Source organism: Paenibacillus kribbensis, assembly GCF_001705305.1.
In the GTDB taxonomy this organism is placed as follows: Bacteria; Bacillota; Bacilli; order Paenibacillales; family Paenibacillaceae; genus Paenibacillus; species Paenibacillus kribbensis_B.
Window position 1 is genome coordinate 251,982 of record NZ_MCBP01000007.1, and the last position, 21,342, is coordinate 273,323.

A 21,342-nucleotide genomic window follows, 5' to 3' on the forward strand; every position below is an offset into this window, starting at 1 on the left:
AAATAGAATCTTATAGCAGGAAACAATACAGAGGAGTGAGACGGGATGCAGGCAAGATTGTTGCTTCAGGACGGCACGCTGTTTACAGGCACATCATTTGGTGCGGAAGGTAAACAAACAGGCGAGGTCGTTTTCAACACAGGGATTACAGGCTACCAAGAGGTTCTGACGGATCCCTCTTATTGCGGACAAATCGTAACGATGACTTACCCGCTGATTGGCAATTACGGAATTACTCGTGATGACTTTGAATCGGTACGGCCTTATGTTCACGGCTTTGCTGTTCGACATTACGAGCCGGTGCCAAGCAACTGGCGCGCTCAATACAGCGTGGGCGATTTGCTGAAGGAATATGGCATCATTGGCATTAGTGACATCGACACCCGCATGCTCACCCGGATTATTCGCCATCATGGCACGATGAAGGGCATTTTAACGACTGGCACTCAACCGCTGGAAGAACTGAAGGAAATGATGGCTGACATGACCATTGAAGAACTGCGCAATCAGGTGCCTTTGACTTCCACACCTCATCCGTACAGCAGTCCTGGCAACGGCGAACGGATCGTATTGATTGATTATGGTGCCAAAAGCGGTATTTTACGCGAGCTGAACAAGCGAGATTGCGATGTGGTTGTCGTTCCGCATAATACGACGGCTGAGGAAATTCGCCGCCTGAACCCGGACGGAATTCAGCTGTCCAACGGCCCGGGAGATCCGAAAGATGTGCCGCATGCTGTTCGTACGATCGCTGAGCTGCTGGGGGAATATCCTATGTTTGGGATTTGCTTGGGACACCAGTTGTTCGCGCTTGCTTCGGGAGCGGATACGGAGAAACTGAAATTCGGGCATCGTGGTGGCAACCATCCGGTGAAAGAACTGGAAAGCGGACGCTGCTTTATCACCTCGCAAAATCACGGCTACACGGTGAATGAGGAGTCGATCCAGGGAACCGACCTTGAAGTGACACACATTAATAACAACGATAAGACGATTGAAGGGCTTAAACATAAGAAGTATCCCGCGTTTTCCGTGCAATACCATCCGGAGGCTGCGCCGGGACCTTACGATAACGGCTATCTGTTTGACCGCTTTCTGGACATGATCCGTGAGCACAAAAGAAATCATCCAAAGCAACCGCGTCAGGCCGCTATCGCCGCCGCAGTGAGAGGAGAGCGCTAATATGCCGAAAAATACAGAACTTAAAAAAATACTCGTGATCGGCTCCGGTCCTATCGTTATTGGTCAGGCAGCGGAATTTGATTACGCTGGTACACAAGCTTGTCAAGCGCTCAAAGAAGAAGGCGTCGAAGTGGTATTGATCAACAGTAATCCGGCAACCATCATGACAGACACCAACATGGCTGACAAGGTATACATTGAACCGATTACCCTTGATTTTGTCACACAGATTATCCGTCAAGAGCGTCCGGACGGCCTGCTTCCTACGCTGGGAGGACAGACAGGTTTGAATATGGCGGTAGAGCTGGCTCGCGCCGGAGTGCTGGAGCGTGAAAACGTCAAGCTGCTGGGAACACAGCTTAATTCAATCGAAAAAGCCGAAGACCGTGATCTGTTTCGTGATCTGATGCGTGAGCTGGAACAGCCTGTACCTGAAAGTGTAATTGTTACTACATTAGAAGAATCCCTCGATTTTGCCAAAGAAATCGGTTATCCGATTATCGTTCGTCCCGCTTATACACTGGGGGGGACAGGCGGCGGAATCTGTGCGACCGAAGAGGAACTGCGTGAAACGGTCAGCTCCGGCTTGCGTTACAGCCCAATTGGACAATGTCTGGTGGAAAAAAGCATCGCAGGTATGAAGGAAGTCGAGTATGAGGTCATGCGTGACGGCAATGATAACTGCATCGTTGTCTGCAATATGGAAAACTTTGATCCGGTCGGTGTGCATACCGGCGACAGTATCGTCGTAGCGCCGAGTCAGACGCTATCAGATCGCGAGTATCAGATGCTGCGCTCTGCTTCCCTGAAAATTATCCGCGCCCTCAATATTGAAGGCGGCTGTAACGTACAGTTTGCGCTTGATCCGCACAGCTACCAATACTATGTCATTGAAGTTAATCCGCGCGTGAGCCGCTCTTCGGCACTGGCTTCCAAAGCAACCGGATATCCAATTGCCAAAATGGCTGCCAAAATTGCGCTGGGCTACACACTGGATGAAATCGTGAACCCAGTAACGGGACAAACGTATGCTTGCTTTGAGCCGACACTGGATTACATCGTGAGCAAAATACCGCGCTGGCCGTTCGATAAATTCATTTCTGCCAACCGCAAGCTGGGCACGCAAATGAAAGCGACGGGCGAAGTAATGGCCATTGGCCGTACGTTCGAGGAATCTATCCATAAAGCGATTCGATCCCTGGAAATTGGTGTGCATCGTCTGCACCTGAAGGGAGCCGATCAGCTGTCTGATGAGGTGCTTAAAGAGCGTCTGATTAAAGCAGATGACGAGCGTTTGTTCTTGGTAGCTGAGGCATTCCGTCGCGGCTGGCAGCAGCAGGAGATACAGGATTTAACGAACATTGACTGGTGGTTCCTCGATAAGGTAGAAGGAATCGTTAAGTTTGAAGCTGTCATTGCAGGAGAGTCTGAGCTGACTTACGAAACGCTCTATCAGGCCAAACGCAAAGGATTTACCGACCGTTCTATCGCCGAGATTCGCAGTCTGGGTCAAACCACTAACAAGCTGACAACCGAGCACGAGGTGCGTGAGTTCCGTCTGGGTCACAACCTGCGTCCTGTCTACAAAATGGTAGATACGTGTGCAGCCGAGTTTGAAGCCACAACGCCTTACTACTACTCCTCTTATGAGGTGGAAAACGAAGTGATTCCATCCAACAAGGAGAAAGTTATTGTTCTCGGTTCCGGGCCGATTCGGATCGGGCAAGGGATTGAATTTGATTACTCCACCGTACATGCGGTATGGGCTATTCAAAAGGCAGGCTACGAAGCAGTCATCATTAATAATAACCCGGAGACCGTTTCGACCGACTTTAACACATCTGACCGTCTCTACTTTGAACCACTTTTCTTCGAGGACGTCATGAATGTCATCGAGCAGGAAAAACCAATCGGCGTTATCGTTCAGTTCGGCGGTCAAACAGCCATTAATCTCGCAGCTCCACTTAGTGCGGCAGGCGTGAACATTTTGGGTACAAGTTTGGAAAGCATTGACGAAGCGGAAGATCGGAAAAAGTTCGAGCAACTGTTGTCTCGTCTGGCCATCGCACAGCCTAAGGGCAACACGGTTACTTCTGTAGACGAAGCGGTAGGAACCGCTCAGGCGCTGGGTTATCCGGTGCTGGTACGTCCATCCTACGTCCTGGGCGGACGCGCCATGGAAATTGTCTACTCGGATGCGGAATTGCTGCGGTACATGGAAGAAGCCGTTAAAATCAATCCGGAACATCCTGTGCTCATCGACCGTTATATGCTGGGCAAAGAAGTTGAGGTCGATGCCATCTGTGACGGCGAAACGGTACTGGTACCAGGCATTATGGAGCATGTGGAACGGGCTGGGGTCCACTCAGGTGACTCTATCGCCGTGTATCCGCCACAGCACTTGTCTGCCGAGCTGAAGCAAAAAATCGTGAATATTACGATCAGCATCGCCAAGGAATTGAAAACGATCGGTCTGGTCAACATTCAATTCGTCATTCATCAAGAGCAGGTGTATGTCATCGAGGTTAACCCTCGCTCCTCGCGGACGGTTCCTTTCCTGAGCAAGGTAACAAACATCCCGATGGCGAATCTGGCGACACAAGCTATTTTGGGCGGGAAGCTTAAGGATGCAGGCTACACAGAGGGGCTATGGCCTGAAAGTAACTATGTCTCGGTTAAGGTTCCGGTATTCTCCTTTGCCAAACTGCGCCGTGTAGAGCCAACGCTGGGGCCGGAAATGAAATCGACAGGTGAAGTTATGGGTCGTGATATCCAGTATGCCAAAGCGCTGTACAAAGGACTCGTGGGCGCGGGTATGAAAATCCCATCCACCGGAGCGATCATCATCACGGTAGCGGATAAAGATAAAGAAGAAGCTGTCGAGCTGATGCAGGGCTTTTACAGACTGGGCTACAAAATTATTGCTACAGGCGGAACGGCAACGGCACTGGAACAGGCTAACATTCCGGTGAACACGGTTAACAAGCTAAGTGAGGGCAATCCGAATATTCTGGATATGATCCGCACAGGCGAAGCCAATTTCGTCTTCAACACGCTGACCAAAGGGAAAACGCCAGAGCGTGACGGATTCCGCATTCGCCGCGAAGCGGTTGAGAACGGTATTGTCTGCATGACCTCGCTGGATACCGTACGCGCTTTGTTAAGAATGCTGGAGACGATTAATTTCACGTCCGAATCCATGCCGGTTCTGAGCAATTAACGCGATACAAATAGATCATGAAAAATAAGTAGCACCAGGAAGGACATTCATCAGCTTTTGCTGACGGATGTCCTTTATCACGGGCAAATATACCCGAATTGACGTGAAAAGGGGATGTAGAACGGTGAACGAAGCATTTCAGCAAATGGCAGGACGGCTGATGGTCGCGTTAGATTACCCTGATGCGCAGCAGGCGGAGCAGTTAATTCGGCAGCTGGAGGGTATCCCTTGTTATATAAAAGTAGGTATGCAGCTGTTTTATAGTGCAGGACCTGCTTTTGTAGAACAGTTAAAATCGAGAGGATACTCCGTTTTTCTGGATTTGAAAATGCATGATATCCCTAACACGGTGCGGGGAGGGGCGGAGAGCATTACCCGCTTAGGCGTGGATATGTTTAACGTACACGCTGCTGGAGGCCGCAGCATGATGGCAGCGGCCAGAGCCGGAGCCGAAGCAGCGATTTCCGCAGACAGCTCGCTCGCCATGCCGCTCATTATTGCAGTTACACAACTGACCAGCACGGATCAGACGACCATGAATACGGAGCTGGGCATTCCTGGTACGGTACAGGATGTAGTCGTGCGCTACGCACAGCTGACTCGTGAGGCGGGGCTGGACGGTGTGGTAGCATCCCCATTGGAAGTGCCTGCGATTCGCGCCGTATGCGGGTCTGACTTTAAAACCATAACCCCTGGCATTCGCCCGGCAGGCAGCGCTACAGGCGATCAGTCGCGTGTGCTTACCCCTGGACAAGCCATTGCCCAAGGCAGCAGCTACATTGTCGTTGGACGACCGATCACGGCGGCACCAGACCCACGCGCCGCAGCGGAACATATTATTGAGGAGATGAACCAAGTATGACTACATTAAACAATACACCAGAGCAAATTGCATCCCATCTGTTACGCATTCAGGCGGTGGCATTGCGTCCGCAACAGCCTTTTACATGGACATCCGGTATTAAATCCCCTATCTACTGTGACAATCGCCTTACCATGTCCTACCCGGAGGTGCGTGAGCTGATTGCAGACTCATTTGCTGCCCTCATCCGCGAGCAATATCCCGAAACCGAAGTCATTGCAGGGACCGCTACAGCAGGGATTCCTCATGCGGCCTGGGTGGCGCAAAAGCTGAATTTGCCGATGGCCTATGTAAGGGACAAAGCCAAAGGACACGGGAAAGAGAACCAAATCGAAGGCCGCATCAGCGCCGGACAAAAGGTTATGGTTATCGAGGATCTCATCTCTACCGGAGGGAGCTCCATTAAAGCAGCACAGGCTGTAGAGCAAGCAGGCGCTCAGCCGTTAGCTGTACTGGCTATTTTCAGCTACCAGCTGGACAAAGCCACTCAAGCTTTTGCAGAAGCGGGCGTGAAGCTGCAAAGCTTGTCCAATTACACGGCTTTGATGGAGGTTGCCTTGCGTGAAGGAACCATTCAGGAGGAAGAGATGGAGCTGCTGCGTTCCTGGCGTCAGGACCCGGCATCCTTTGGCAAATAAGGCGGAGCATATAGAGGCAACGGAGCTAATGACTAGTACGGCACAGACTCTTTGCCATCCAGCATAGATTGTTATGCTTCAGGCTGTGTAAATCGAATTCGATCCGGTTACACTAACTCCTACCATCATGTGAAAAGAGGGAGTTCGGATGTATTGGGTTTACTATGGCAGACTGTACACGACTAAATTTCAGGCCGGGTGCCTGGCAAAAAGGCTGGAGCATGACGGCTGGATGTACGGCTACAACGATCCCCGTGCAGTGGAGGTGTACCGCTCGCGCAAGGGACGTTATGGCGTCCGATTTATTCCGTGAGCTATTAAAGTAAAAAAATATTTAAAAAACTATTGACGAAACACAAGAAAATGTTGTATATTAATTAACGTTGCTGTTATGAATATGTAGCGTGAATATACATATTTTTTTGAGGGCCCTTAGCTCAGTTGGTTAGAGCGGTCGGCTCATAACCGATTGGTCGGGGGTTCGAGTCCCTCAGGGCCCATTTCCTCGAAAACCCTTGCGTAGCAAGGGTTTTTTTGTTGTTTTCAACCTCTTTTTAGTTCTATGGAGGAATGGGTAGTGAGTATAAGAAAAGAAGTTTCACAGGGAAATAGGGATTTTAGAACAGTACGTTAATTCTGACTTTATGTGTAGTCGCGGTAGATGCGCTGATAGAACTAGGCGGTCTGACGGAGAATGATGGGTTGGAGCAAGAGCTTATTGATGACCAGAGGGAGTTGAATGCGGCGGATATTGAGCCCCAGGAGGATGACTACGGAGGTTGAAAAAAGAACAGCAACGCGTTAATATTATGTATCCGAAATTTCAATTAATGGAGGCACATTCATGAATGACATACTAGCTTTTGTGATATTACTTATTTTTATAGTCATGTCACCCGGGATTGATTTCGCATTAATTACAAAGCGAACACTCACCGATGGCAAAAAGGATGGTATCAAAATTGCACTAGGTATAACTACGGGTGTTCTTGTTCATACGGCTGCTGCTGCATTGGGACTTTCTTTGCTCTTAATGAAATCAGCATTCGCATTTGAAATTGTTAAGTATATCGGGGCGATCTATTTGATTTATATGGGCCTATTATCTTTCATCAAACGACGTAAACCAACAGAGAATTATGATCAGTCAGTACACTCGAAGAAATCACCCTTTATGCAAGGGCTCATATCTAACACCTTAAATCCTAAAGTAGCCATATTTTTTCTAACGTTTTTACCACAATTTATTATGCCGGACTACAATCCAAGCCTGCAATTTTTACTTATGGGATTTTTCTATGCAGCTGTTTCCATTGTTTGGTTTGCCACAATCGTATTCTTATTGAGTTATGTAAGGAAATGGTTAATGTCTCCGCGAGTACAAAATGTTATTGATAAAGCTACGGGTCTCGTTTTGGTTGGATTCGGTCTGAATATGATCTTTAGAGTTCAAAGAACAGGACATTGAATAGCAATAATATTGAAGCACTCCATGAATACGTTGCTATAGCTAGTAGGATTAGAGTCTATAAAGAAAGACGTCCATAAAGAAAGCACTGCCCAAATAAACGGACAGTGCTATTTTTATCGTTTTTATCTTAGAGTACTTTAACGGTGTATACCATTCTCAATTTGCCGTTACCACCATAAATTTCGACTCTTGCGGTCGTTGCAGTGGTGGTTGTTACCACGCCGGAGGGGGAGACTGTGACATTTCCGCTTGCTACTTTATAAGTATCCCCTGGGTAATTCGACAGTGCATAGGAATAATTTCGTGGCAGCGTAGCAGTTCTGTAGTATACTCCGTTAACTTCTACAATAGGCGTAATTACCGGAGAAGGACCTACTGCTGCGGACGCACTAGGGACGATAATACTGCCAATGAGTCCCAAAGACAAGGCTGCTGATAATAATATTTTTTTAGTATTCATAAAGAATTCCTCCTGATGTATGATATGAGCTCCTAAAATATACCATGTAAAATTGTTGATTTCACTTCATTCGACAAATGTTGTCAAAATCATACAATAAAACGGTTCTAAAGTCCTATAAGATACAAAAGAATTAAAATATAACAATTAAAGAATTCTTCATGTCATTTTACAAGCTCGTGCATCAGACATTCACCGTTGTTTTGATTCCATCCGACCATACGTCGCTTTAATGTAGACAATTCGGCACATTGATGAATGGCCTCTGCCACAAGCTTGGCGATCTGTCTTGCTCCTTCGTCGGAAAAATGGGTATTATCCGTTACACCGGCAGGATAATTCGGATGCGTTTGTTCAGGCAAATGCATAAATAGCTGCCGGGACGCTTCTTCACCCATGGAACGATAAAGCTGCTGAGAAGCCTCAAAAATATCGAGCAGCGGTGTATGGGTTTGCTCCGCTACTTGTCTCATGGCTGCGGGATAGGCTCCCACAGCCAGCGGATCAGGTTCACCGTCTGCGGTAAAGCGGCGGCGGCTTACAGAGGTTAATAACACGGGAACCCCGCCGCGCTGCCGAGCAGATTCGATGCATTGAATGAGGTTTTGGCGGTATTCCCCGTCAGGATCGGTATAACGGGTGGGATCTTCTTTTTTCTCATCGTTGTGTCCAAACTGAATAAACAGATAATCGTCAGCTTGAAAATCCTTTTCAATATCAGCCAACCGGCCTTCTGCTATAAAGGATTTGGTGCTGCGCCCATTCACCGCGCGATTGTCCACATGAACAGACGGGTCCAAGTAGCTTTGCAAGTGTTCGCCCCAGCCTGTCATCGGTTTTTCGGTAGCTCCTTTTTGAGCTGCAGTCGAGTCTCCGGCGATAAATAGTCGGGTGGGCAATGGCTGTTTTGCTTGAACATAATGATTTTTTTGAAGCCATGCTTCGGCCAGCTTGAGCCATTGTCGGCATTCAAGGTTATCCTCTGCCAGCCCTAAACCGTGTCGTCCTTCCTCGAATACATGTAGCTCAAATGGAATCCCTTCCTTGGACAATGCGGAAGCAAACAAGAGGCTGTTTTCTACCGGAACGGTGGCGTCATTGGCTGTAGTCCACATAAAAGTTGGAGGTGTCTGTGAAGTCACTTGCTGATCGGATGAAAAGGCTTGAAGCTGGTCCTGTGTCGGCTGTTCACCTAAAAAATGTGTACGGCTTCCGATATGTGTATAACGGTCGTGGAACGAAATGACGGGGTATCCCAGCAGCAGAAGATTGGGCTTCTCCGATCCTCTGGTGGCAACGATGGAGGCCAAATGCCCACCCGCCGAGAAACCGATCAGTCCCACTTGTTCAGGAATCACAGGCCAGTCTTTTGGTGTTTGGCGAACCCATTGCAGGGTATGCTCCACATCCTCCAACAAGGAGTTGATCTCGAAATCGCCGATTTGATATTCCAGCACTCCTGCATGGATGCCCAAATCATTCAACCATCGGGCGATAGGTTCTCCTTCATGTGAGGCCAAATGCTCATAGCCACCGCCGGGCAATACCAATATAAAAGGACGAGCCTCCTGAACTGCAGCTGGATAGAGGGAGAGAAAGGACGTGTCTGATGGAAATTGTTCTTTTATAATCTCTTCTTTAGTACTGATAACGTGTAACATAAGGTACCTCCAGGTTTCTTTTTAGATGCCGCCAACGAAAAAAATCAACTTAAACTGGAACCATACGGATGTAAAAAATAATGCACACGTGAAAAAAATGATTTAAACCTCATAATGAAAGCGCTATAATTTTGGTGTAATGCAAAAAACCAAAGGGGGAGCGCAATGAAAAAAGGAAGAATGTTCTACACCATTTTTATTACGATTCTGGTTTTGGGAATAGGACTGGTGGCCAGCTTCGGCAGCTACATCTATTTTACAACAATTAGCTCCGTTGTAGAGAGAGTTTCCAATACCAAGCAAAGCTACATGGCACAGATGAGAAACAGTCTGGAGCAGAAGATACAAACGATTGAATATGCTTTTAATACGTACAGCACAACCAGCTCGTTTAATGAAGTTGTGAAACATCCCATTACAGAAAAAGATTTTATAGCCTATCGGAATGTGAATACGCAGCTTAATTATATTGCCACGATGGGATTGGAAGGAACGGAATATTCACTAATCAGCCTGGACCAGAATTGGAAAATCTCTAATGGCAGCCTGTCCTATTTGACAAAAACAGAACGGGAAAAGCTGATGAATACGTATATCGATGAACAGGATAAGGGTTTGTTCTGGATTAAAACAGATAAAGGAATCCGTTTTGTGAATACCTTGCCTGTATTCTCCAAAAAGAAGCAAGCCATTGCCCTGTCCGATATATCGCTGCAGACTTTAAATCGCACCATTCAGACAGAGGATCATATGCCCGTTTTCATTCTGAATAATCAAGGCGATTTAATGTACGAAACTCAGCCTGTACAACAGTTACTGTCTGCCCAGCAACTCAGACACATTTCAGAAGTTACGGCTAAATCTGACAACACAGGCATGCTGACATTGGAAAAAGGCAATCATCAGCCTGCACGGCAAATCATTTATGCCAAATCTGCATATAACAATTGGACTTACTTAACGGTATTAGATAAAAATGAAATTGCGAATGCATTTCAAACGACCAAATTTGGGATCATCATGATGGGACTTGTGCTAACGCTTTTAATTGTAGTGGTGGCGTATTTCATTGCTATTTATTTTACCAAGCCATTCCAGCAGATTCAACGCAGTCTCCCCAAGAACCCTAATTTCACGTTCAAAAATGAGCCTTCCAAAAATGAAATTGAATGGATCATTGATTCTATTGACACCATTGTTACAGAGAAGGAAAGCCTGGAAAGCCTTATTCAGTCCGAAATGCCGCAGCTTGAAACCCAATTGATTCTCAACCTGTTCCGCAAACGTATTTCTGAGGAGGAATTGGCACGAAAAATGCCTCGCCTCGGCTATTCGCAGTTTGAAAATCAAATGTATATTACAATGCTGATCCAACTGGACAATCTGGGAGATCGGGAGCCGTCGGATAAAGATGTGCTGCTGCTGGCCATTAACAAAATTGTAGAAGAAACGATTCCAGAGCAGCAGCGCATGCTGCCCATCATTTTGAATGATGATACCCAGGCTACCATATTCATATTGACAGACAAGAACGAGCATGAAATAAGAAAGCAGGTACTGGATGATGCGACTCTTTTGATTCAAACCGTAAAAGAGTATTTGAATGTTTCCATCAGCATCGGCATTAGTACAGCGTATAGCAACTTATTGGATAGTAAAGAAGCCTGCGAGATGAGCAAGCAAGCCTTACATCATCGTTTAAATTTAGGTAAAGAGTCGATTATTTTTTACGAAGATATTTCCATGGTCATTTCAGGTCCGGTGCTGCTTCACTATCCTACGGAATTGGAATCGCAGCTGTTTGACGCCATCCGAATAGGAGATGAAGAGCAGGTAAACCATACGGTCCATTCTTTATTGGCGGAAATGATGACCAAGAACAATCATTCCATGAACTTTGAGGTGCTGCTGGTACGGTTTGTGAATAACCTCATCCAATTGGAACAGCTGTTAGGAATCGAGGTGCTGCTGACGCAAGACAATCATGCCCTGTATCATCGCTTGCTGGACATCCGAAACCCGGAAGAGATTGAGCGTATGCTGGTAGAGCAAATTATTTTGCCCATGGTAAAAAGCATGAAGGAGAAGACGAATCAGCAATTCCGCTCGCTCTCGGAAAAAATTGCTGCTATTATCCGTGCTGAATATGACCAGGAATTATCTTTGGAACTTATCGGAGACCGGCTTCATTACAATCCGAATTATTTAAGCAGTATTTTCAAAAAAGAATACGGAACGACGTTCAGCGAATATCTGATGGGCTACCGGCTGCAAATGAGCAAGAAGTGGCTCGTCGAAACGGATATGACGATTAAAGAAATCGCCGAGCGCTTGCAATATCATAATTCGCAAAACTTTATTCGCTCGTTTCGGAAGAAGGAACAGGTCACACCGGGAGCTTATCGGAAGATGAAGCAAGCCAATTGACCTGAACTTCACAGCAATCCAGGGGCAGCTTACCCTTTAACCGCCCCTAGCAAAGCCCCTTTGACAAAGTGCTTTTGTACAAATGGATACACGATTAACATCGGCACGGTTGCAATGACAATGACCGCCATCTTAATTGTCTGCGCAGGCGGGATGACATCTACAGCGGTTCCTTCTGCCTGCATGCCACTGGAAACGATTACAATTTGACGGAGCAAGACTTGAATCGGCCATTTGGCAGAGTCATTGATATAGAGAATGGCGTGCATATACGTATTCCAGTAGGCTACCGCATAGAATAGGGAAATGGTTGCAATCGAAGGCAAGGCTAAGGGCAGCATAATTTTAAAGAAGATTCCAAAATCGTTACACCCGTCCATCTTGGCGGATTCCTCCAAATCATCCGGCAAAGCCTGAAAAAAGTTACGCATAATAATCAGGTTAAACGCATTAATGGCCACGGGAAGAATCAAGGACCAATACGAGTTGATAAGCCCCATGCTTTTGACGACCAGGAAGGTCGGAATCATTCCCCCGCTAAACAGCATCGAAAACACAACAATGAAGTTAATTGTATTGCGGCCAAGTAAATATTTTCGTGATAATCCATAGGCCATAAAAGCGGTAAAAATCATACTTACGACGGTACCGACGATCGTTACTCCGACCGAGACCCCGAGACCTCTAAAAATCGTTGGAGTCGACAGGATATAGCGATAGGCATCCAAGGAAAAAGTAACCGGGAATAAAATGAACTTTTTGGCTATCACTTCTTCGGTTGAGGCAAAAGAGCTGGCGATGATATTCAAAAAAGGCAAGAGACAAGTGAGGGCAATGAGAATCAATAATGTACTATTTACAATGTTGAAAATACGACTGCCCAGCGATTCTTTTTTTCGTAATTTTTGTTTTTGTAATCGTTGCGTCAATAGGGTGACCTCCTCGTAATCGTTTACATGTCTACCTTATCAAGTGGAAGAAATTCCGTATATAATCAAAACTTGAGGTGCTCCCTAAGCATGGAAAAAAGAGGATAATCATTAGATTGTATAGTAATCATTAGGTAAGGTGAAAAGGCTGAAAAGTAGGCTGTGCATACAGTTTTGTAAACGCTATCATTTGGTGATTATATGCGGAACGCGAAAAATCACGTACTCTTGAAAACGTATACAGGAACGTTTGGAGGAGGTCGAATGAATGAAGGTTTCAAGTGTCCCCGCATCTGACATGAAGATGAAAATGAAAAAGAACAAAAGAACCCCGGAAAGTCTTTTACGCATGCAAAAACACAAGCTGCTGTATCTGATGGTGTTACCCGGGCTGGTGTACTTCATTATTTTTAAGTACTTCCCCATGGGGGGCTTGGTCATTGCGTTTCAGGATTATCAAGCCTTTCAGGGAATCACGGGTAGTCCGTGGGTAGGCATGAAGCATTTTATCCGTTTATTTACCGAGCCTACATTTTTTATGCTGTTACGCAATACGCTAATTTTATTTGCACTGAACATTGTAATCTTTTTCCCATTACCTATCATTTTGGCATTGATGCTGAATGAGGTCAGGAAGCTGTTTTTTAAAAACATTATTCAAACCATCATCTACATCCCGCACTTTATGTCATGGGTTATCATCGTTTCGATTTCTTATGTATTCCTTACGGTGGACGGCGGGGTATTGAATGAAATAATTGCCGCGCTGGGCGGTGAGAAAATCAGCTTCTTAACTTCTCCGGAATGGCTGCGGACTGTCTACATGGGGCAAGTCATCTGGAAGGAGCTCGGCTGGTCTACCATCATTTATTTATCCGCAATCACAGTGGTAGATACGCAATTGTACGAGGCAGCAGAAATGGACGGTGCAGGACGATTACGAAAAACATGGCATGTTACCTTGCCGGCAATCCGCCCGGTTATTATTACACTGCTCATTTTGAAAATCGGCAGCACGCTGGATTTGGGCTTTGAGCATATGTATCTGCTGTTGAACTCACTGAACCGTGAGGTTGCCGAAATTTTTGACACCTACATTTATACCGCGGGCTTAAAAAATGGACAGTTAAGCTTCAGTACGACGGTAGGACTTTTTAAAGGGGTAGTAGGATTAATCCTGATTATGTTCTCTAATCGACTGGCCAAGAAATTTGGTGAGGACGGCGTTTACTAATGACGACGGGAAGGATGCAGAATGGTACGGTTTGTAGAAAACATGAACAAATGGTGCATGCGCCTGCTTCGGCTGGTTTACCTTAACCTGCTATGGACGGTTGCGACAATCCTGGGCTTGGGCTTTATAGGTGTGGGGCCTGCAACCGTCGCCATGCTGAGTGTTTTAAGGCAATGGATTCGGGGCAATGAGGATGTGCCCATTTTTTCGACGTTTGTACGTTACTTTAGAGAAAGTTTTAAAGAAGCAGCGATTATTGGCGGACTCTACAGCCTCGTGGGCTATGTGCTTTACGTGGATATCGTCAATGTCTCGTCCTGGTATGTTCGTGTGGTGACGCTTATTGGAGCCTTTTTGTATCTGATCTCTTTGGCGTACATTTTTCCGCTGCTGGCTCACTATGATTGGAAAGGCATCAAACTGAAAATCAAAATGTCGATCGTGATTGGATTTTCGTATTTACAATATACACTTGTTCTTTTTGTAGCCATTGTCGTGCTTTTTGCATTGATTTTAGGCTTGTACCCGGGAATTCTGACTTTTGCCGGAGCGAGTATCCTCGGTTATCTCGTGATGTGGATGACGCATCAGGTGTTTAGCAAAATAGAGCGAGAGGTTCTGGTGAAAGAGGAAGATATGGCATAAACATATGAACAGAAAAGGAGCAAACATGATGAAAAAAGGGATCACGATGAAAAAGGGAGTATCGGGCCTTCTTGCCGTACTTATGGTCATGAGTGTTTTTTTAGCTGCTTGTGGTGACAAGGGAGCAGAGGATCAAAGCAGCCAAACCTATGATCCGAAGTCCAAACTGGAATTTACCTGGTTAAACGTATTGCATACAGCTTCGCCGCCTACAGAAACGATCAAAAGTAAAATCGAAGAATACACCAACTCCAAAATCACCTTCAACTGGGTGCCGGATGCTTCCAAGGAAGAGAGAATCACCACTGCACTAGCTTCGGGTGAATTGGCAGATATGGTGACTCTGACGATGATGACAAATTCTTCAGTGCGGAGTTCATTGAAATCGGGTCTATTCTGGGATGTAGGAAAATATTTGGATGATTATGAAAATTTGAAAAAAATCCCGCCTGAAGTGCGGGAAGCCGCTTCCATAGAAGGGGTGCTGTATGGTGTTCCGTTCCAGAAGAATCTGGCTCGGGCGGGGCTGGTCATTCGTCAGGATTGGCTGGATCGCTTAGGTTTGAAGGTGCCGACGACGCTGGATGAACTGTATGAAGTTGCGAGAGCGTTTACAGAAGATGATCCGGACGGGAATGGCAAAAATGATACGACCGGGTTTGGTGACAGATCGGATCTGCGCTACAGCAGCTTCAAAACCTTAAGTTCCTACTTTGGTACACCGAATGGCTGGAAAGTAGATGAAAGCGGAAAGTTTACGCCGGAATTTGACACTCCTCAATATCTGGAAACGTTAAAGTATTCCCAAAAGCTATACAAAAACGGATATATCTCTAAAGACTTTGCTGTAACCGCCAAAACGGACCAGCAGCAACAATTCGCTCAAGGGAAAACAGGTATTTATACGGGCATGATTGATATCTCTAACCTCAGAACACTGTCCCAAGGATTACAAAAGGGATTGAAGCTGGTGCCCGTTAACAAGATTTCGAATGGAGATGGCAAATACCACGTATGGTCTGAGGGAAGCGGGGTAGGTGGTTTGCTGGCGTTTCCTAAATCCGAAGTAAAGACGGAAGCTGAGCTGAAAAGACTGCTGCAATTTGTAGATGACTTAATTGACAAAGATGTATATATGTATATGACCGGTGGGATTGAAGGCACTCATTATAAGATTGAAAAAGACGGAGCCTTTAAAATTATGAATACAGATTTGTGGCAGGCCGATGTTCAGCCGTTTTCAAGCTCCAGACCAAGTGAAGTGACCTATAACCTTAAAGATGCCAATCCGGAAAAGGAAATGGCTAATGAATTAGTCCGGGAAAATAATAAATTTGCTGTTCTGGACCCGACGGTGCCCCTGGATTCAGTCACGGCTAATGAGCAAGGCACAGAGCTGGAGAAAATCATTACCGACGCCTCCTTCAAATTTATTATGGGTGAGCTTGATGAAGCCGGATTTAAGGCAGCCGTAGAAAACTGGAAAAAATCCGGTGGATCACGGATTACCGCTGAATATGAGGAAGCGTATAAGAAATCAAAAAAATAAGGACCTGATAAGTCGATTTCAAAAAATGAACACAAAAACGTAGCAGACGGAATGGTGCTATACTAGCGAAGCGGTCACTTGAAAAGCTTTCCGTAGGAAAGCTCGCTTGGATAGCATCATCCGACTGCTCCATGTTACCAAACTGGAACGGACCACATCCTTTATTTTCCGCATTCACAAAATACAGAGATGGGAGAGAACGAAATGCAAGCGTATAACATTGTAGATTATGGAGCCCCTCAGGATGGTACGACGTTGGCAACGGAAGCAATTGCGAATGCAATTGAAGCGGCCAGCAATGCCGGGGGAGGCACGGTAGTTATTCCTTCGGGTACGTACCTTACAGGAGCTATCTTTCTTAAAAGTAATATTGAACTGCATTTAAGCCCTGGCGCCATTCTTTCTTTCAGTACAAATCCAGCCGACTATCCTGTGGTGGAATCCAGATGGGAAGGGGTTCAGCGGGAAGTACATGCTTCGTGTATTTACGGACAGAACCTCGAAAATATTTCAATTACAGGTAGCGGAACCTTGGATGGAAATGGTCAACCGTGGTGGGAAAAGCATCGAAACCATCCTGAGGAGCTACAGTATCCGAGACCGAAATTAATCAGCTTTGACCGTTGTCAGCGGGTCACCATTAAAGATGTCATGCTGAAAAATTCCCCCAGCTGGACTGTCAATCCCATCGCCTGCTACAACGTGACGATTGACAATTTGTCCATTCTTAACCCGGCAGACTCCCCCAATACCGATGGCATTAATCCCGAATCCTGTTCCAATGTTCGTATCAGCAACTGTAATATCGATGTGGGCGATGACTGTATTGCGATCAAAGCAGGAACAGAAGATACGCAGGAGCGGATTCCATGCGAAAATATTACGATTACCAATTGTACGATGGTGCATGGACATGGCGGCGTCGTATTAGGGAGCGAAATGAGCGGAGACATCCGTAATGTTACGATCAGCAATTGTGTGTTCAAGCAAACAGATCGGGGCATACGTTTGAAATCAAGACGGGGACGCGGCGGAATCATTGAGGATATTCGCGTCAGCAACATTGTGATGGAAGAGGTCATTTGTCCATTTATTCTGAACCTGTATTATTTCTGCGGACCTCGGGGCAAGGACAAATATGTCTGGGACAAAAATCCCTATCCGGTTACCGATGAAACTCCCTGCTTTAGACGAATCCATTTCTCCGATATTACGGCACGGCAGGTTCATGCAGCCGCCGGGTTCCTGTACGGGCTTGCGGAGCAATACATTGCTGAAATTACATTTTCCAATATAGATATTTCCATGGCGAAAAATGCGATTCCCGGTCGTCCCGCTATGATGGCAGGGATCGAGGATATGAATAACCGTGGCTTCTATCTAGGTAATGTGAAAGATATCCGTTTTCAGCAGGTGACGATTGAGAATCATGAGGGTCCTGCCTTCTACATTGAAAATGGGGAAGACGTTGAAATCAATCGTTGTCATTCCAAGAATACAGCCAAGCCAGAAAAGCTGATAGAACAAGTAACTGTGGAGCCTTCCAGTCAAACTATTTTGAATTAGGGAGGAGCTGAGGGGAGGAAGGAACGTGGATAGGCTGCAAGCATTATTAGGAGATCTTCCGGAGGATCGGCCTGTGACAGCAACTTTGCTGAACCAAGAGGAGCAGGAGGGATATCGACTGGAATGTCTCCTGCTGGATATAAACGGGATCGAGCCTGTACCCACTTATGTTGCCACCCCCTTACAGGGGGACGGCCCGTTTCCACTGGTCATTTTCAATCATTCGCATGGGGGCAATTATTCGAACGGTCGCAAGGAATTGATCAACAGCAGCTCTTATCTGCAGCAGCCCTCGTTTGCTGCAACCCTGACAGACATGGGGTATTGCGTATGCTGTATTGACATGTGGGGATTCAATGAACGCGGGGGGAAAACCGAGAGTGAACTGGTCAAGGAAATGCTCTGGCAGGGACAGGTGTTGTGGGGCATGATGCTTTACGATAACCGACGCTTATTGGATTATATGTGCCAGCGTGAGGACATTGATGCTTCCCGCATCGCAACGATCGGCATGTCGATGGGTGGCCTCATGGCGTGGTGGCTGGCTGCCCTGGATGAACGGATACAGGTCACCGTTGATATTTGCGGACAGGTAGATGCCCATACGCTGATCGCCAAAAGAGGCCTGGATCATCACGGCTTCTATTCCTATGTCCCGGGCTTGTTAAAGCATTTTACGACCCTGGATATTCAAAAACGAATTGTGCCTCGTCCACGTATGAGCATAACAGGCCAAAATGATCGGATGTGTCCGATTGAAGGGGTTGAGCATTTGGCAAAAGGACTGCTGGAAGCATACAGGGAAGCGGGTCACCCTGAGCATTGGCAGCCTGTGATTGCGGGCGGCGGACATATGGAGACGCTGGAAATGCGAACGGCGTGGCAATCATTTTTAGCCGAGCACTTGTAAATCGAATGAAAGGATTGGGGAAACCATGCTGGTGGGGAAAGAATCCTTTTGTGATTTCCATACGATTCAGGAGGCGATTGCTGTATTGGAGCAGTCGTCTTCCAACGAAATGGAAACGCTAACTATTTTATCAGGTACCTATGAGGAAGAGGTGCGGATTTACCGTTCCAATCTACATATCATAGGTATCGGACAGGTCGACATCCGTATGAACCGGTACGCCAGGGAGCGTGATGAAGCAGGGGAGGAAATAGGCACCTTTGCGACACCCACTTTATTTTTAGGGGGCAGCCATCTGATCCTGGAAAATCTCACAATTTCCAACACGGCCGGACAGGGAGAAGCCATTGGGCAGGCCGTTGCCGTGTATGCTCATTGTGATAAAACCGTGTTTAGAAACTGTACCTTTAAAGGGCATCAGGACACGTTATTTACAGGTCCTCTGCCTCCGGCCCCGAAGGAGCGCTTAAAGTTTGGCGGAATTCCTTTGAGAGAGCACCACGCTCACTATCGCCAGCTTTATCAGCATTGCTATATTGAGGGGACGGTGGACTTTATTTTTGGCGGGGCCACCGCTTATTTTGAGGATTGCGAAATTCGCAGTTTACGCCATCATGAGAACCAAACGAGCTATGTCACAGCCGCCTCTACACCACAAGGGCAAGCGTACGGCTATGTATTCCACCGCTGCTGTTTAACCGCAGAGCCGGATATTACCCCGGTATTTTTGGGACGTCCGTGGCGTGAGTATGCCAGGACGGTGTTTGTCGATTGTAAAATGGGCGAGCATATTGATCCACGCGGCTGGGACAATTGGGATAATGCCGCGAATGAGAAAACCGTGTGTTATCAGGAATACGGTGTATCCGATGCTGCTTTGCTGCGCAGCCAGCGCGTTCCGTGGGCGGATTGTTTTGAAGCTGGAGCAGAGGCGTGGGGCAAGGGGCAGATTTTTGGTGGAATTACATTTTGGAAGCAAGGAGAAGTGATATCTCATGATGATCCAAAATCCCATATTAAAAGGCTTTAATCCCGATCCATGTATTATACGTGCCGAGGATACTTACTATATCGCGGTGTCATCGTTTGAATGGTTGCCTGGCGTACGAGTGTATCAGTCCAAAGATTTGGCCCATTGGGAGCATTGTACGGATATTTTGACTGATCAGGTTGATTTAAGAGGAAACCCGAAAAATTGCAGTATTTGGGCGCCACAGCTGAGCTATGCGGATAACCTTTTTTATCTGCTCTATACGGATGTGAAGAGCACCAAGCGTCCATTCAAGGACGTTCATAATTTTGTGATTACGGCACCTACCATCCAGGGACCGTGGTCAGAACCGGTTTATCTCAACAGCAGTGGATTCGATCCGTCTTTATTTCACGACGAGGATGGGCGCAAATGGCTGTTGAATGCGTTGTGGGATTACCGCATGCTGGAAAGCAATAAATCTTCGGGGATTGTCATGCAGGAATATGATAGCAGGCGGCAACGTCTTATTGGCGAGCCTGTTAAAATTTTCGATTGTACTCCTTTGAAGAAAACAGAAGCGCCTCATATCTATAAGCTAAACGGATATTATTACCTTATTACAGCGGAGGGCGGAACGGGTACGGGGCATGCGGTTACCGTAGCGCGCTCGAAGCAGTTAGCCGGGCCGTATGAAGTGGACCCGCAGAACCCGATGCTTACGTCACGCGATCAGCCTCAGTTCCCCTTACAATGTGCAGGGCATGGCAGTCTTGTGCAAACGCCGGACGGCGAATGGTATATGGCGCATTTGTGTACACGTCCTGTGGAAGGGAAATATGCCATTTTGGGGCGGGAAACAGCGTTGCAGCAGGTGTACTGGAATGATGCAGGCTGGCTGCGATTAACCGCTGGGGGCCATACCCCTCAACTGGAGGTGCCTGCACCTAAAGGGACGTTCTCTGCCAAGCAAGAGCAAGGCTATATATTTGAAGATTTTTTCGAGCGACCTGCTTTATATAAAACGTGGAATACACTGCGTATACTGGCAGACGATAGCTGGTGTTCGCTGAGCCAGCGTCCCGGCTATCTTCGAATTCGGGCTGGAGAATCGATACAAAGCCTGTTCCAGCATCACGTGCTTGCCATTCGGCAAACGGATCATCATTTCCGGGCAGAAACAGCCCTGGAGTATCAGCCTGTAAGCTATTTGCAAATGGCGGGGCTTTTGCTGTATCTGAACGAAGAGGATTATTTGTATGCGTATGTTAGCTATGAAGAGAGTCTAGGAAAAGTGCTGCGCATGATGCGATGTGAAGCTAATTCATTTACGCTAGTTCCGCAAGTGATTAAGCTTCAGGATGATCTTCCTGTACATTTGGCTGTAGAAGTCCAAGCAACCCACGGGCAATTTTATTATGGAGTCGGGGGCGAACCTGAGTGGAAGCGACTTTTTGAAATGCAGGATATCAGCTTTTTATCCGGTGGCTTTACAGGAAACTTTGTAGGTATTGCCGCCCATGATATGCAACAATTTCAAGGCAGCTACGCTGATTTCTCCCATTTCCTGTATCATGGAAAAGATCATCTCTCCACATAAAGCAATCATTTGTTAAAG

At 46.6% G+C, this 21,342-nt stretch carries 17 protein-coding genes and 1 tRNA gene; 15 read left to right on the forward strand and 3 right to left on the reverse strand.

Features of this window, described 5'->3' with window-relative positions; translation table 11 throughout:
• The first annotated feature begins 45 nt into the window (after positions 1 to 45).
• The 7 genes from carA to BAZ21_RS15190 all read left to right on the forward strand — a co-directional run bounded on the left by carA (position 46) and on the right by BAZ21_RS15190 (position 7,370).
• Positions 46 to 1,182, forward strand: a complete 1,137-nt coding sequence (gene carA / locus BAZ21_RS15165; protein ID WP_068502232.1) for a glutamine-hydrolyzing carbamoyl-phosphate synthase small subunit — start codon at positions 46 to 48, stop codon at positions 1,180 to 1,182.
• 1 nt (position 1,183) lies between these two features.
• Positions 1,184 to 4,402 (forward strand): carbamoyl-phosphate synthase large subunit, encoded by a 3,219-nt coding sequence (carB, locus tag BAZ21_RS15170; RefSeq protein WP_068502235.1) that lies wholly within the window; start codon positions 1,184 to 1,186, stop codon positions 4,400 to 4,402.
• Positions 4,403 to 4,469: 67 nt separating this feature from the next.
• The gene (gene pyrF / locus BAZ21_RS15175; protein WP_084011666.1) at positions 4,470 to 5,264 is read left to right on the forward strand and encodes an orotidine-5'-phosphate decarboxylase; all 795 of its coding nucleotides are present in this window, start codon (positions 4,470 to 4,472) and stop codon (positions 5,262 to 5,264) included.
• Positions 5,261 to 5,902 carry an orotate phosphoribosyltransferase gene (pyrE, locus tag BAZ21_RS15180; protein WP_068502240.1) on the forward strand — a complete coding sequence of 214 codons (642 nt, stop codon included), beginning with the start codon at positions 5,261 to 5,263 and terminating at the stop codon, positions 5,900 to 5,902. Before pyrF ends, pyrE begins: the two co-directional genes overlap by 4 nt.
• A 148-nt stretch (positions 5,903 to 6,050) precedes the next feature.
• Complete coding sequence (locus tag BAZ21_RS29020) at positions 6,051 to 6,215, forward strand: hypothetical protein (RefSeq protein ID WP_010345444.1); 165 nt, start codon at positions 6,051 to 6,053, stop codon at positions 6,213 to 6,215.
• A gap of 113 nt (positions 6,216 to 6,328) precedes the next feature.
• Positions 6,329 to 6,402, forward strand: a tRNA-Ile gene (locus BAZ21_RS15185).
• 344 nt (positions 6,403 to 6,746) lie between these two features.
• Positions 6,747 to 7,370, forward strand: coding sequence for a LysE family translocator (locus BAZ21_RS15190; protein ID WP_068502243.1), 624 nt, complete (start codon positions 6,747 to 6,749; stop codon positions 7,368 to 7,370).
• A gap of 130 nt (positions 7,371 to 7,500) precedes the next feature.
• On the opposite strand, the gene BAZ21_RS15195 is transcribed toward BAZ21_RS15190, so the two are convergent.
• Both BAZ21_RS15195 and BAZ21_RS15200 read right to left on the reverse strand, forming a co-directional pair.
• Positions 7,501 to 7,833: a hypothetical protein gene (locus BAZ21_RS15195; RefSeq protein ID WP_068502246.1), complete on the reverse strand. Its 333-nt coding sequence runs from the start codon at positions 7,831 to 7,833 to the stop codon at positions 7,501 to 7,503.
• A 164-nt stretch (positions 7,834 to 7,997) separates the two neighbouring features.
• Positions 7,998 to 9,494, reverse strand: coding sequence for a GDSL-type esterase/lipase family protein (locus BAZ21_RS15200; protein ID WP_068502249.1), 1,497 nt, complete (start codon positions 9,492 to 9,494; stop codon positions 7,998 to 8,000).
• A 165-nt stretch (positions 9,495 to 9,659) separates the two neighbouring features.
• Here BAZ21_RS15200 and BAZ21_RS15205 point away from each other — a divergent pair, with 165 nt between their 5' ends.
• Complete coding sequence (locus BAZ21_RS15205; protein ID WP_068502252.1) at positions 9,660 to 11,921, forward strand: helix-turn-helix domain-containing protein; 2,262 nt, start codon at positions 9,660 to 9,662, stop codon at positions 11,919 to 11,921.
• Between the two features lie 29 nt (positions 11,922 to 11,950).
• Here the strand turns inward: BAZ21_RS15205 and BAZ21_RS15210 are convergent, their stop codons facing one another.
• Entirely contained in the window at positions 11,951 to 12,850 is a 900-nt protein-coding gene (locus BAZ21_RS15210; protein WP_007431156.1) for a carbohydrate ABC transporter permease, read from the reverse strand.
• 268 nt (positions 12,851 to 13,118) lie between these two features.
• On the opposite strand from BAZ21_RS15210, the gene BAZ21_RS15215 reads away from it, so the two are divergent.
• The 7 genes from BAZ21_RS15215 (at position 13,119) to BAZ21_RS15245 (ending at position 21,324) form a co-directional block, all read left to right on the forward strand.
• Positions 13,119 to 14,084: an ABC transporter permease gene (locus tag BAZ21_RS15215; protein WP_068502255.1), complete on the forward strand. Its 966-nt coding sequence runs from the start codon at positions 13,119 to 13,121 to the stop codon at positions 14,082 to 14,084.
• A gap of 21 nt (positions 14,085 to 14,105) precedes the next feature.
• Positions 14,106 to 14,729, forward strand: coding sequence for a YesL family protein (locus BAZ21_RS15220; RefSeq protein WP_068502258.1), 624 nt, complete (start codon positions 14,106 to 14,108; stop codon positions 14,727 to 14,729).
• A gap of 28 nt (positions 14,730 to 14,757) precedes the next feature.
• Positions 14,758 to 16,278 (forward strand): extracellular solute-binding protein, encoded by a 1,521-nt coding sequence (locus BAZ21_RS15225; protein WP_068502262.1) that lies wholly within the window; start codon positions 14,758 to 14,760, stop codon positions 16,276 to 16,278.
• Positions 16,279 to 16,482: 204 nt separating this feature from the next.
• A complete protein-coding gene (locus BAZ21_RS15230; RefSeq protein ID WP_068502265.1) occupies positions 16,483 to 17,844 on the forward strand; it encodes a glycoside hydrolase family 28 protein in 1,362 nt (453 codons plus the stop codon).
• A gap of 25 nt (positions 17,845 to 17,869) precedes the next feature.
• Positions 17,870 to 18,754 (forward strand): dienelactone hydrolase family protein, encoded by an 885-nt coding sequence (locus BAZ21_RS15235; RefSeq protein ID WP_068502269.1) that lies wholly within the window; start codon positions 17,870 to 17,872, stop codon positions 18,752 to 18,754.
• Positions 18,755 to 18,779: 25 nt separating this feature from the next.
• The gene (locus BAZ21_RS15240) at positions 18,780 to 19,784 is read left to right on the forward strand and encodes a pectinesterase family protein (RefSeq protein ID WP_068502270.1); all 1,005 of its coding nucleotides are present in this window, start codon (positions 18,780 to 18,782) and stop codon (positions 19,782 to 19,784) included.
• Positions 19,750 to 21,324, forward strand: a complete 1,575-nt coding sequence (locus tag BAZ21_RS15245; RefSeq protein WP_068502271.1) for a glycoside hydrolase family 43 protein — start codon at positions 19,750 to 19,752, stop codon at positions 21,322 to 21,324. Before BAZ21_RS15240 ends, BAZ21_RS15245 begins: the two co-directional genes overlap by 35 nt.
• Positions 21,325 to 21,342 lie beyond the last annotated feature (18 nt).